The organism is Sphaerospermopsis sp. LEGE 00249, from assembly GCF_014299995.1.
In the GTDB taxonomy this organism is placed as follows: domain Bacteria; phylum Cyanobacteriota; class Cyanobacteriia; order Cyanobacteriales; family Nostocaceae; genus Sphaerospermopsis; species Sphaerospermopsis kisseleviana.
On sequence record NZ_JACJUZ010000052.1, the window covers coordinates 23,925 to 37,776 of the forward strand.

At 37.4% G+C, this 13,852-nt stretch carries 9 protein-coding genes; 8 read left to right on the forward strand and 1 reads right to left on the reverse strand.

Annotation, left to right across the window (positions count from 1 at the left end):
- Positions 1–4: 4 nt before the first annotated feature.
- The 4 genes from H5968_RS17175 to H5968_RS17190 all read left to right on the forward strand — a co-directional run bounded on the left by H5968_RS17175 (position 5) and on the right by H5968_RS17190 (position 4,616).
- A complete protein-coding gene (locus H5968_RS17175) occupies positions 5–2,149 on the forward strand; it encodes a substrate-binding domain-containing protein (protein ID WP_187040925.1) in 2,145 nt (714 codons plus the stop codon).
- Positions 2,127–2,753: an FHA domain-containing protein gene (locus H5968_RS17180; RefSeq protein ID WP_187040926.1), complete on the forward strand. Its 627-nt coding sequence runs from the start codon at positions 2,127–2,129 to the stop codon at positions 2,751–2,753. Before H5968_RS17175 ends, H5968_RS17180 begins: the two co-directional genes overlap by 23 nt.
- A 386-nt stretch (positions 2,754–3,139) precedes the next feature.
- Complete coding sequence (locus tag H5968_RS17185) at positions 3,140–4,048, forward strand: DUF928 domain-containing protein (RefSeq protein WP_187040927.1); 909 nt, start codon at positions 3,140–3,142, stop codon at positions 4,046–4,048.
- 172 nt (positions 4,049–4,220) lie between these two features.
- Entirely contained in the window at positions 4,221–4,616 is a 396-nt protein-coding gene (locus H5968_RS17190) for a tetratricopeptide repeat protein (protein ID WP_096572513.1), read from the forward strand.
- Between the two features lie 210 nt (positions 4,617–4,826).
- Here H5968_RS17190 and H5968_RS17195 read toward each other — a convergent pair whose 3' ends face one another.
- A complete protein-coding gene (locus H5968_RS17195; RefSeq protein WP_187040934.1) occupies positions 4,827–7,025 on the reverse strand; it encodes a CHASE2 domain-containing serine/threonine-protein kinase in 2,199 nt (732 codons plus the stop codon).
- A gap of 461 nt (positions 7,026–7,486) precedes the next feature.
- Here H5968_RS17195 and H5968_RS17200 point away from each other — a divergent pair, with 461 nt between their 5' ends.
- From H5968_RS17200 to H5968_RS17215, 4 genes are all read left to right on the forward strand, one after another.
- A complete protein-coding gene (locus H5968_RS17200) occupies positions 7,487–8,614 on the forward strand; it encodes a sensor histidine kinase KdpD (protein ID WP_187040928.1) in 1,128 nt (375 codons plus the stop codon).
- Positions 8,615–8,639: 25 nt separating this feature from the next.
- A complete protein-coding gene (locus H5968_RS17205) occupies positions 8,640–9,317 on the forward strand; it encodes a response regulator transcription factor (RefSeq protein ID WP_187040929.1) in 678 nt (225 codons plus the stop codon).
- Between the two features lie 77 nt (positions 9,318–9,394).
- A complete protein-coding gene (locus H5968_RS17210) occupies positions 9,395–11,629 on the forward strand; it encodes a hypothetical protein (protein WP_187040930.1) in 2,235 nt (744 codons plus the stop codon).
- A gap of 13 nt (positions 11,630–11,642) precedes the next feature.
- Positions 11,643–13,852 (forward strand): hypothetical protein (locus H5968_RS17215; RefSeq protein ID WP_187040931.1); only part of this gene is annotated, 2,210 nt, incomplete at its 3' end.

Consider the following 13,852-nt stretch of genomic DNA (forward strand, 5'->3'; position numbering starts at 1 on the left):
GTATATGACATCATTTGCTTCCTTTTATCCAGAATACACCTGTTCATACAATAATCCTTTAAATTGCGATCGCCCTTTACAAACCGCCCAAGAACTCAAAGGTGCTAAATTCTGTCTAGAATGTGGTTTTCCTGCGACTTTATCAGAGCAAGCAGAAATAAAAGGTAACTCTGGTACATATCAGGTAACTAATTATTTAGGCGTGCGAGGTTATGGTCGGGTATACTCAGGTATTAAAATCAAAGACCAACAGCCAGTAGAAATCAAAGAATATATACTGCCCAAACGTTGTTTTAATGACCAAGAATCAGGCGATCGTAAACAACTTTTTCAACGTTTAGGAGGAATAAAGTTAGCAGATAGTAGAATGCAAAATTTTCGCTTAGTTAACACATTAGAAGCTATTGCTGATGAAAAATTAGAACGTTGTTATTTAATCACCCAAGCCATAGAAGCATCCCAAACCTTACATCAATATCTCATCCAAAACGGGAAAATGACAGCCGTTCAGGTGAGAGAAATACTGAATCAAACCCTACAAACTCTAGAATTTCTCCACAGCCAAAAAATACTTTTTCCCTCCAATCAAGTACAACAAGGTATTGCTCACAGCAACATAAATTTAGATAGTATATTAATTAAATTAACCAATAAATTAACCAAACATGAACAATTTTCTATATATCTTTGTGATTTAGCAATTTGGGAAAACTTATTTATTCCCCCAGCCATTACCCAACCCGCACCTGCTCAAAAAGAAAAAGATTTAGAATCATTAGGATTAGTAGCTTTTTATTTACTAGCAGGAAGCACGATAAATTATGCTGATCATCAACCTCTAGACCCCAGAGACAATCAACATTGGTCTACTACAGATATTTATTTAAAGCAGTTTATTGAAAAATTAATTGGCATACATACACCTTTTACAAGTGCAGAATTAGCGCGGCAAGCACTCATAAAATTACCCAAAGAAGGTCAAACAAATAATTCAGATTCATCTTCTCAAACACAACCTGATCAAAGTCTTAAAAAAGTATCAATGTGGTTATTAATCATAGTTTTGTTATTATTGGGAGGAGGAATTTTTGCTTATGTTAAGTATTTTAATCAACATGATGATAGTAGCAAATATTTACAATGGTCTAAACTGCGGCGGAGATTTGCCGATGTAAATAATGTACCTGCTGGGCAATTTAATTACACAGGGGAAAATCCTGGAACATGGACTTTTATTATCAAACAAAAAGTAGGAAAAGACAGTTTAGAAGATTTACTATATCAACCGAAACCAGAAGCACAAGCGACTTTTAAATATACTCCCGTAGCGTCATCAAATTTAGAAAATCTGGGGCAACCGATAGCAGTAGTCCAAGCAGGAGAAAAAGACTTTGCCATCACCAGTTTAACTCAGAAAATATCAGGGGAACTAGATAAAAAATCAGTTGCTTATGATGGGTTATTAGTCTATGTGGAATTTAGTAGAAAAAATGACAATATGACAGATGCACTCGGTGGTCAAATTACAATCGATCAACTGCGTGAAATTTATACAGGAAGAATTACAAATTGGCAGCAAATTAATAGTAAGCTGCCGAATTTAGAAATTAGACCATTTGCCCCCACAGAACCAGAAGCCAACAGTAAATTTATAGAAATAGTGCTAAAAAATGACCCTCAGGATCAAGCTTTATTTGCAGCCAAAGTGACTCAGTGGGATACAACCAGAACCCAAAACCAAATTCGTCAAGAAATTCTCAACGGACAAACTACTGGTATCATTGGTTTTGGGATGATTAGTAAAATTAAGGGACAGTGTACAGGTTATCCATTAGCTATAGTAGATGGTAAAAAACCAGCTATTCAACCGCTATTTCAACAACGCGAACGCCGTCCTCTGAAAACTTCAGACAACCTCTGCCAGCATGATGACTATTTTTTTGATGTTAATGCTTTCCAAAGTTACCCTTTAGGATACCCTATATTTGTAGTTTACCCCAAAGACAACAGCCGCCCTGTCGCTGGTTCTACCTTTGCTGAGATACTAACTACTCGTCAGGGTCAGTGTTTACTTAGTAAAGTAGGTCTTGTCCCTTTACAACCCATACCTGATGATCTAAACAATTATGGCTGCAAATCGTTGTCCTAACCCAAGCTGTGAATATTTTAACAAAATCCTACCCAATAATGCCAAGGTTTGCGCTTGGTGTGGAACTCCTTTGGGTAATCTAGTAGCACCTACACCTCAGATACCAACACCACCTCAACCCACACCGATACCGACACCCATACCACCTCAACCCACACCACGACCAACACCACCTGAACCTATCAAGCAACCACCAGTTGAGGATCAAACCAATTATCAGCCACGTTCACCCGTACAACCTATACAGCCAGCTTATCCCCCACCGACACCGAAAGTACCACTTCTCAAACTCATTCACTTTTCAGGTAGAGAATTTCAATGGTCAGGGGAAGCAGGTTTTATTGGTCGCCGCAGTCAAAGCATTACTATTCCCCCAGAAATTGACCTAACTGGTATCCCCAACGAAGGAATAGTTTCTCGTCGTCATGCGCGAGTGTCTTGGGATTGGTCGCAAAATAGCTACATGATTGTTGACATGAGTACCAATGGTATTTATTTAAACGGAACTCCTTTAAGTCCTGGTGTCCAATATCGCCTCATGAATGGGGATTCATTGCAGTTTGGTCAAGAAAATCTAGTACGTTTTGCGGTTCATGTAGGTTAATTAAATACCTAGCGTCTGGATGGGGTATCTGGGCATGATGTTCAATGATACTTTGATCATCCTAATCTGGTGCGGGCTGGACAGCCCGCTAGACTTAATATAAATTAAACATACAAAAGCTTAGTATCCCACTTAGGGGTTGCTGAGAAAGTTTGGTGAAGATATAGACGGCAAACTATTGTTACTTGTAAATTGCAGATGGATGCAAACCTTATAATTTGCCCATTTCGCCGAATTTATGAAAAAAAGGAGCAAAAGCCACTCAAAAAGCAGGAGTATTAAAATAAAAATTACGCATTATAATTGATATAGTAATAACAGAAATGGAGATGCCACAAACAGCAACAAATAAGTTATCAAAATTACTCTATTAAACGGAAGTAGATATGTATCCTAAAAAACTTAGATTTTTGACAGGTTGTTTGCTTACGGCTTTAGTCTATTTACCGCCAGATTTTCTCAATCCGACGAAAGTTTTAGCAGCAGATCAGGTTGTGGTAAAAGCACAAAAATCAGGCCAATATACACAATATATGTCCCGTGGTTATGAATTAACCAGACGAAGAAACTATCGCCAGGCTTTATCTTATTTCCAACAAGCACTGCAAATACGTCCTGGCGATCGCTATGCCACAACAGCAATTAGAAATGTAACTGGCTACATTCAACGTCGCCAAAAGATTGTCTTTGTTCCGGGTAGACCTGATAGAACAAGAAGTGCAGCCAGCAGAAGCACAGGGCGTTTTAATTCCCTTGCTCTAACAGCCACAAACCTAGAAGCACAACTAACGACATCAGAACATCCCACATTGTGGTTTTACATTGATAAAGATGCTCGAACAGCAAAAGAACTGAAATTTGTTTTGAGAGAGGGTAATGGTCAAAGGACTAAACCCCTATATGAGAGAACTTTGACACCTGTGAGACAAGAAGGTATTGTGAGTGTAACTGTACCCGTGGATAAAGCATCATTAACAATAGGTAAAAAATATACTTGGACTTTTGACATAGTTTACCTTGATGGTCCGAATCGAAAACTAAAAGGTGAAATTAATCGCGTGCCAAACGAAGACATCGGTAACCAGATCCAACAAGCAACCCAACCGTTAGATCGGGCCGTGATTTATGCCACTGCTGGAATTTGGGAAAATGCTCTGAGTATTGTGGCCGATTTACGCTGTCAGCGCCCCAATGATACGGACGTACAGGAATACTGGAAAGATTTGTTGCAGTCGGTGAACCTAGAAGGGTTGGCAACCCAACCAATATTATCTTGTGGTGCTTCCCAAAACTAAAACTGAGGATTCTAGTAAATGAGATGCGTAGGGTTACAAAATAAAATCAAACTATGTCAAGAAAAGTAAACAAGCCTAAAACCCTTTTTCCTCTTACCTGATTCCCAGATCAATTTTTAACACCAATCCACTCACCTCTTTAACCAACCATCAAGATAGAACCTCTGCAAAAGTGAACAGCAATCATCAAGACCTTAACCTCAAAGAAACACTGGATATCAACCGATATATTCAACAGGCTTATACTTGTTTTGCCCAAGGGGATATTGAGGGAGCGATGGGCAACTTCCAGAATGCGATCGCCCTTTATCCCCATTGTGTCCAAGTTTATACAGAAAGAGCCAATTTCCGGCTGCATCAGTTACAAGATCTAACTGGTGCATTAGAAGATTATACACAAGCTATTTATATCAATCCTCACAACGCTCTCTGTTATTTTTGGCGCAGTCAGACTTATCTAGCACTAGGTAATCACCAAAAAGCCATAGAGGATCATAACACAGCTATGAGTCTAGCTCCAGAAGGTACTATTTATCATTTCTTTGACCAAAGTAACTACAAGTCATAGCTGTAGGATTGAGGGTTTGTAACTGTAAGATAAAATCTACCCAGATGTAAACACAATTACGGGAATGTACACATAATACTGTACAGTTATGTAACCAGTTGGGTCTAGACTTGGGTAGCTCTGGGTAAGTTTTATAGAGCGGGAATCAAGAAGCAAGGTAGCAAGGAGAAAATTGCTTTTTACCTGGGTTTGCGTTACATCCCCAATCTCCTATAAAGTTGCCACAATATTCAACAATTCCTCAACTGACTGATATCTTTGTGTAAAGTCAAGATGCACCATTTTATTAATCACCCCATTCAATGGCTCAGTGGTGTTTGCCAGTTCCCACCAATAATACCAAATCTGTTCACCCGTTTCCGATGTCTGATTAATGATCACCACACCAGTCTTGACATCTCGCTGGAAAACTTTGGGATGGACTCCTGTTAAAGCTTGTATGATCATTATTCCCAAAGCATAAATATCGCTGTTGAGTTTTGGCATACCGCTCATTTGTTCACCAGGTGCATAACCAAGAGTCCCAATAGCGATAGTTTGATTTTCTTGCTGTTGGGCTTGCACTTGTGGTTGTATTTGTTTGACAGCACCAAAGTCAATGAGAACAATATGATCATTTGTTTTGCGTCTAATCAAGTTACTGGGTTTGATATCTCGATGAATCACACCATAACTGTGAACAAATACTAGGACTTGCAATACTTCTTTGAGTATATTCATCGCTTCGGCCTTTACAAGAGATACTCCTGGTTTCAACTTATCAGATAAGGAATGACCATCAATAAATTCCTGAACTAAATAAAATTGCTGATTTTCTTCAAAGAACGCCAATAAGTATGGTATTTGCGGGTGTTTACCCAAAGTTTCCATAATATATGCTTCATTATGAAATAAGCGTCTGAGAACACTGAGATATTGTGAGTTCTGGTGAGCAGACCGCATTTGTTTCACAACACACACTGGTTTTCCCGGTCGTTGAATATCTTGAGCTAAGTAAGTAGTACCGAATCCTCCACTACCTAACTTTTCAGTAATGTTGTAACGTTTGTTGAGTAATGTATTTAACGCCAGTTCTTGTCCTGAAGGATAGAGTGCAGGACTCATATTTGTTGCCTGAGTTTGTCTACTGGGTTCTTGCAATTTATAGGCTTGCAACTGAGCAATTAAGTCTTGTTGCTCTTGTACTATTTGCATGACTTTCTCCTGCTCTTGCTGGCTAAAATAGGCACTGTAAGCAAGAACACCAACCGCTGCAACTACTAAGCCCAGTGCTGGAGAAACTACTGGAAACCATCCAGCTTGGAGAAAAATCACAAAATTAGTTCCCAATAAAACGGCTAAAGATCCACCTTCAGCCACTCCCAAAGCTAAAGGATGTCGAATACGCCATGCTAAAAATCCCCCTACTACAGACCATCCTCCTATCCAGATGAATTCACCCCATCCCGGTAAAAACCAAAACAGACGCTGGTTATTTAAAACTGCACTGAGAATTTGACTGACCATCTGAGCATGAATTTCAACTCCTGCCATCTTCCCTGTATTATTAGCTTTGCCAGTAGTAAATGGCGTGTTAAAAATGTCTTTTAAACTCGGTGCAGTCGAACCAATCAAGATAATACGGTCTTTGACTAAATCAGGTTTCACCTGACCAGAAAGTACATCTGTAACAGTTACCTGCTGGGCGATCTGACTGTGAGAACGGTAATTCAAGAGAATTTGATAGCCTTGGGTATCTGCGTTTTGATAACCTCCAGAATGACTTTGCAGAGGTTTAAAAATCACATTACGCAGTTGTAGTTCTTGGTTGTCCGTTATTTGTGCCTGAATACCTCCCCCATCCAAGAATTTAATGGCTAATTGCCAACTCAAGGAGAAAGGGCTTTGACAAAGATTTGACTCATTTGCCTTCACTGATATCAGATTGCGACGAATAGAACCATCAATATCTTCGACAATATCACTAAATCCTACTTGTTCTGGTTTTGTTCCTTGTGGGGGTGCGATCCCAGGATTTTTGCTATCAGCGTGTTTACAGACAGGAAAGATGATATCACTGTACTCTAAACGTTCTAGTAATTTTTCATGTCCTGGTTGCACAGGTAAGTCCCGAAAAATATCTAAACCAATGGCACGGGGTTCATATTCTTCCAGTTTGCCCAATAGTTTGTCTAGGACTTCCCCAGGTAAAGGCCAATTCCATTTTTGCAGATCCTCCTCAGTGACAGCAACAATTAATAGCCGCGAATCTGGGACAGGATCACCCCTCATTTGCATCATCTGGTCATAAACTCTTAACTCTATGTTCTCTAAGACTTGTAGTTTCTGAACTCCCACAATGAAAATTGTGGCGATCGCACTGGAAATAATTACTGGTTGTTTTAATAATTTCTTAAAATTTGCCAACATTTCACTCAACATTTCACTAATCCAGATATTTCATAACATTTAATTATTTTTTAGAATCAATAATGCAATTTATGTGATAAAATTTACAATTTTTATTCTTTAGTTAATTGACAATTGTATATTTTTATATATTTGTGGCAAAAACAGAGGTTAAAAGCAGATAATACGATTATATACTATTTCAATTTCCGTAGAACCTATTCTGCATATACTGGCAATATTAATTACAGTAGTAAAAAACTATGATAGTGACACTTAATGAATTGTCACTATAAGGGTTGCAGATTATGCAAATTTAATCACCACCAGATATCCATTTTTGTTTAACTCTGGAATTATCAACTCAATATCGTGTCACCTCCTGAAAACAGGACACTCAATCAGTGCCAAAGTAAAATTTACCAGAAGCTTATGCTGATTTACTTTTTGCAATTTTTTATTTATCAAAGTCGAGTAGAGCTATGATTCGGGGAATTATTTGCACAAAACCAGAAATTAGCTGTCATGATTTGAGATCATCACATATCCAAGAATTTTGTCAATTACAATCTGAACAGTTAACCAATCAATATCCAATTTTATTAGCTCGTATTGTCTATTATGATTGTTGGTCAAAGAAACATCAAGAAATAATTAATTATTCTGATATCAGTGAAAAAACAGCCAAATTATTGTCATTTATTTTGACATACTTACGCTCAGAGGCATGGTTAATAGACTATCCTGCCGTCGGAGAAATCCATGAATTTAAAATAGAAGAATTGCACTTATTTTCCTATGTATTTCCCATAGGATATAGAAATCAAAAACCAGAATATATACAGATAATTACAGAAAACACCCTTGTAGAAAATGCAAAAAATGAGATAAATAAATCTGCTATTTTACTGAGCAAATATGCAGACCTATATTTAGACTATGGCAGACAAAAATCAGAAATTAAATTGCTAGAACAGCTACTGCATCGAGTCGGACACCAATTGCGAAACTATTTAGGATTAATAGGATTATATGCCAACAATTTATGCTTTAGCTTAAAAGATCAGCCTGAGTATGAACAAGCAAAAATCATCCGTGAAAGTATTGAAGATATAGATATTAATCTCACCGAAATAATTAATTGCGGTCAAGGGGAGAAATTAAGAGTCACTCCACAAGACCTAAGAAATTTAGTATTGGAAACTATCAAACATTTACAACCTTTGATCAATGAAAAACAAGTAAAAATATCAATTCCTGAAACTTCCACAACCTTGTTAATAGACAAATTACAAATTAAGCAAGTTTTTCACAATATACTAAACAATGCTATTTACTTTAGTCCCAAATCAGGAACAATTACCTGTAGCTGGAATATTTTTCAAGAAGAAGTATTAATCAAAATTTCCGATCAGGGAAAGGGACTATCTTCAGAAGATATACAAAAAATCTTTACCCCCTTTTATACTCGTCGTCCAGGAGGTACAGGACTAGGTTTAACCATCGCCAAAAAAATTATTCTCGACCACCACGGAAACTTGTGGGCGCAAAGTTTATCAGAAAGTGGAGCGCAATTTTGTATCATTTTACCTTGCACCAAGAATATTTAACAGTATGAACAATGGAGTATGAAAAATGGCTTATCGTAATTCTCTGACAACTATCTTGGTAGAAGACAACGAACGCTTTCGCCAAGGTCTACGGACTCTCTTGAGTTTTTATAATAGCAATGGTTCATTGCCTGTAGAAGTAGTCGGTGAAGCTAACTCTTTAGACCAGGCGTTAAAATTGACAGAAGATAAATCACCAGATTTAATATTACTAGATTTGCAACTTATTGGTAGTGATGGTATTACCGTTTTAGTTTCTCTTAAACAAATTGCTTATCCTGGAAAAGTCCTAGTTTTATCTGCTCACCAAGAAGACGAATGGATTTTTCGAGCTATGCAAGCAGGAGCATCTGGTTATGTGTTTAAAAATCATTTGGCGGCTCAATTATCAGAAGCCATAAACACAGTAACTAAGTCAGAAATTTATCTACCTTCAGAAGTTGCCAGTCGATTTTTCAGATTTTTTCAGACTTATTCAGACTCCTGTATGCGTGCTTGTCATCAGATGCACTTAACAACAAGAGAGCAAGAAGTTTTATATTGGTTAACTCAAGGAGCTTCCAATGAAGAAATAGCCAAACATTTATATGTCACAGTTGCTACCATTAAGGCTCATCTGACCAGTATTTTTGAAAAATTGAAAGTCAATAGCCGTACTCAAGCGATAGTTAGAGCCTTAAAATTAGGACTTGTAACAGTTTAAAGTAGCAAAATAATGAATATGATCATCCTGGAAATTGCGATTCTCCCTCTAATTGGCCTCCTGCCTTCTTTAATAATATGGAAAGTAATTTTTTAATAAATGCCAGCCTTTCTACTCAAAATCTGACCTTTACACCAGGTACTACTCCTGCTTCTTTTACAGTGACAGTCAACAACGACAGCACTCAATTTGCAAATTTTCAAATAGAAATTACAGCCGCAGGAGAGCAGCGCAATTCAGAATATCGCTGGTATAAACTTGAACCAGAAGTAGCAGCAGCTAAACCACCAGGAGATAGTACAGACTTTCAAGTATTCATTTTTAATACACCAATACCTGGATTTGTAGGTACTGTCAACCTCACCATCACCATTTTTTCACCACAACTAGGACAACAACGCAGACTAACGTTGCGGTTAAAAATCGAGCGAGATAATCAACCCAACGTCTTGAGTTTAGAATTGCCTGTAAGAGAATTTCCAGTTTATCCACGTAATTCTGTAGATATACCAGTGCGAGTGCGGAATTTAGGTCAACAAATGACAAATGTAATCTTGCGTTTTGTTGGTCTTGATCCAACTTGGTTAATTGGTAATGTAGAAAGACGGTTTTCTTTAGATCCAGGAGGCTATAGAGAACTAACTTTTCAATGTCAACCTCCATCTGTAGTTCAAGCACCCTGTCGAACCTATCCGTTTACCATTGAAGCCACCAGTAATAATGGTTATCCCGCGAGTATAGCAGGTAATTTACAAGTTTTACCTGTAGGTTTCGTAGATTTTTCTATCACTAACCAAAACCAAACAATTCCCAGTCCAGCTAAATGGTTGCCTGATTGGAAATCAGATACAGCCACCTTTGAATTAATATTCAAAAATGCCAGTAACCTCTACCAAGAAATTAACATTCATCTCCAGGGAAGAGACCAAAGAAAATGCACTTACAACACTATTCCAGAAACAGCCAATTTGCAGCTAGGAGAAACAAATAAAGTTCTCCTCAATGTGAAAACAAAACGTCCGTGGTTGGGATTAGCAAAAACCTTGTTACTAGAAGCCAGAAGCGAATTATTTGATCAACGTTTGGGTACTACAGATCCCGCAACCCAGACTTTAGAATTACAGAGTCTACCTATAATTCCCCCGTGGTTACAGCTAATGATCCTGGGATTAATAGCATTACTTTTAGCATTACTACTGAAACCAGAACCAGTTATGCACATTCGTTCTGTAAATTCAGTAGCTTTTAGCGGTAACGGTTTTTCTGTTATTAGTGGTTCAGATGATTGTACATTAAGATTTTGGAATATTAATCGCAATAACAACAGTATAGAACCAGGAAAATTTAGCTATCAAGAACAGCCAATAGCTTGTCAAAAACCACAAAAACCTAACGGACTGTTAGCCATTACCAATGACGTTGTATATGTTTCCGACTTCATGCCCGTGGACAATGATATTGTTGCCGTTGGGTTAGATAATGGTATGATTGAACTCAGGAATGTATCTAATCAAGGTAAAAAAAGGGAAGAACTGCAAGATCAACAAGATCAAAAAGCTATAGGTGATAGAGTATTTGATTTAGAATTTACTAAAAATTCACGGTATTTATTTAGTAGTTATGGTAGTGGTAAAATCAGATTATGGTCACGAACATCTGCTAACAGTGAATTTCAGAAACAACCGCAAATCATCGACATCCAAAATCAATTAACATTACCTTTTGAAGCTCGCACTGTAACTCTCAGTCCAGATGACCAAACCCTAGTAATAGGAGGAAACTTTAAGCGTTTTTTATTTGGTTCATTTAATCCCAATCAACCAGATAATCAACTGCAAAATTTATCAATGCAAAAATTAGAAAGCAGAGATAGTAGGGGACGTACAGATTATATTTGGGCAGTGGATTTTGTGCCTAAACCGCAAGGAAAAGAGCAAATTTTAGCAACCGCTGATTCTGGGGGATATATTACTATTTGGAACTTAAATAAATGCCCAACTATAATAAATGCCAGCCCCCAAAATCCCATTACCGAAGTTAATTGTCAACAATTAGATAGTTGGCAAGTGTCACAAATGCCAGTGCGGACATTAAAATTTAGTGAAGATGGCCGTTTGCTTGTCAGTGGTGGCGATGATGGAAAAGTGATAGTTTGGTATTTAACTCCAGCATATCAACTGGATAAAACCAAAGCAGCAAAAGGTCAAACAATTTACCAAAGCTCAAAGAGAATCAATAGTGTTGACTTGAAAGACAATATGATTGTGAGTGGTGGTGAAGATTTTCAAGTCAAACTACACAGTGTTAGGTAAGGAATTTGATGGTATGTACGCTCAAAACAGTCCATTGGAAATTATTATTAACCCTCCTGGAATTCAATGGGGAATGCCAGGAGATGCGATGGAATTTTATGTTATTGTCATTAATCAGGGAGATCAAAGTGCTGTTGTTGACTTGTATTTTACTTTTAATGATGAATTTAAAAATATTACTAGTGGCTTTACTCCTCCTCAAGCCAGTTTGGGATTAGCGCCCCAACAAACTAGCGACGAAGTTAAATTTGAGTTGCAAATACCTGTTGACGCTAAACCCGGAACTTATGATTATACTTTAGTCGTAGATTCTCCCTTGCATTATCCCCAACATACTCCTATCAACTTTCCCCTGCAACTGAAAGTTCAAATCAAAGAACAAACGATCATTCGCCTTAATGATCCCACTTTTTCACTCAAGCCTAGCAGCAATGCCAATAAACCACTAATTTTAAATCTCAGTCAACCTTTACAAGTAGAAGTAATAGTTGACAATCGCTCTAAATTTGTAGACCGTTTTCGCATCACTTGTCCAGATTTAGATGAAGATTGGTTCACTATTACTTATCCCACAGATGGGTTAGAAGGAGCGGGATTATCACAAGTAGCTGCTCTAGAACTCAACCCTGGTAGTCAGGGTCAAATCTTGCTGACATTTCACCCACCAGGAGACACCTTAGCCGGAATTTATTCCCCGACTATTCGGTTATATTCGGAAAACTCTCCCCAGTTGATACTGTTAGATTTGGTCTATATAGACATTAAGCCAAGTTATATTTTGGATGTCCAGTTGCAAACTATTTTGGCACAGGTCAGCCGTAGTCCTGCCAAATACGAATTATCAATCATTAACCAGGGAAATGTAGTACGCGAATTAATGTTTTACCTGGAAAGTCGAGATGAAGAACAATTGTATACCTATAAATTTGATCCTAGTGAAATCAAATTGCTGCCTAGTAAAAGTTCTATATCTAATCTGACAGTTAAACCTAGATATTGGTGGCGAAGACCTTGGTGGGGTGGGGGGTTAGTTGTCAACTTTCAAGCTAAAATTCAAGACCAAAATAATCTGCCTTTACCGAATACTTTACCTCAATTAAGTTTTATTTGGAAACCCCGTCCTTGGTGGCAATTTTTATTATTAATTTTAATAGGTTTAGGTTTATTCGGTGGTATAGGATTTATGGTTTGGCGGCTTTTAAACCCTGAACCTGTAACAATTAAAGAATTTGCAACTGATAGCCCTACATATATTGAAGGTGAAGCAGTAGCTTTGAATTGGGAGATTCAAAAATATCAGAAATTGCAAAAATTGGTGCTGACAATTAAAGGAAATCAACCAACTCAAAAGACTTATGATTTCAGTAATGGCATTCCCGAAGAACTAATACCTCGTGATTCTGGTATAACACCTCCTTGTAGAGTGTCAAAAGAAGAATTGATTTGTAGCAATTTTCAAACAGGAGTCAAAGCTAAAGGACAGTATAGTTTTGAATTACAAGCATCCTATCGCAAAGGATTGCCAATTTTCTCCAAAGTTGCTAAAACAGATACTAAAATAGTTCAGGTTGAAATTAAAGAAAAACCAATAGCTGAAGTTATAGATTTGAAAACAGATAAACCCCAGTATAAAAAAGGTGAGAATATTAATTTAAGTTGGAAAATTGCTAATCCCTTGCTGCTAAGGGAAATTCAAATAACTGGAAAGGCAGAAGGTGGTACATCTATAGGTAAATTAGGTGTTTATCGTTTTAGACAAGGTAAACTTGTCGATCCGCCTCAACTGCAAAATTTATGTAAACCAATAGAAAATCAACGATTAGAATGTAATAATATACCTATAGACAAATTAAATTCTGGTAAATTCACTTTTGAAATTCAAGCTTTACCCAATAACGGCAGTGATAGAAGTAGTTCTAAAAAGACTGAATCAGTAATTGAAGTATTACCAAAACCATTTAGAATTATCTCTTTTACACTTAATGGTAGTGAACAACCTAATCAGGAGTTAAAAGAAGGAGAAACAGCTACTTTATATTGGAGAGTAGAGGGAGAAGATATTCAGGTGAAACTTGATCCTATTATTGGGAATGTAGAACCATCTGGATCACGACAATTACAAGTTAATCAAGCCTTTCCATCTCAAATTAGACTGCAAGTTTATGATAAATTGGGTAAGCAGCAACCTCAAGAAAAATCTTTTGCGATCGCAGTTATCCAACC

Coding starts and splice junctions, on each gene's coding strand:
- H5968_RS17175 (WP_187040925.1), top strand. CDS start 5: ATGACATCATTTGCTTCCTTTTATCCAGAATACACCTGTTCATACAAT.
- H5968_RS17180 (WP_187040926.1), top strand. CDS start 2,127: ATGGCTGCAAATCGTTGTCCTAACCCAAGCTGTGAATATTTTAACAAA.
- H5968_RS17185 (WP_187040927.1), top strand. CDS start 3,140: ATGTATCCTAAAAAACTTAGATTTTTGACAGGTTGTTTGCTTACGGCT.
- H5968_RS17195 (WP_187040934.1), bottom strand. CDS start 7,025: ATGTTGGCAAATTTTAAGAAATTATTAAAACAACCAGTAATTATTTCC.
- H5968_RS17200 (WP_187040928.1), top strand. CDS start 7,487: ATGATTCGGGGAATTATTTGCACAAAACCAGAAATTAGCTGTCATGAT.
- H5968_RS17205 (WP_187040929.1), top strand. CDS start 8,640: ATGGCTTATCGTAATTCTCTGACAACTATCTTGGTAGAAGACAACGAA.
- H5968_RS17210 (WP_187040930.1), top strand. CDS start 9,395: ATGGAAAGTAATTTTTTAATAAATGCCAGCCTTTCTACTCAAAATCTG.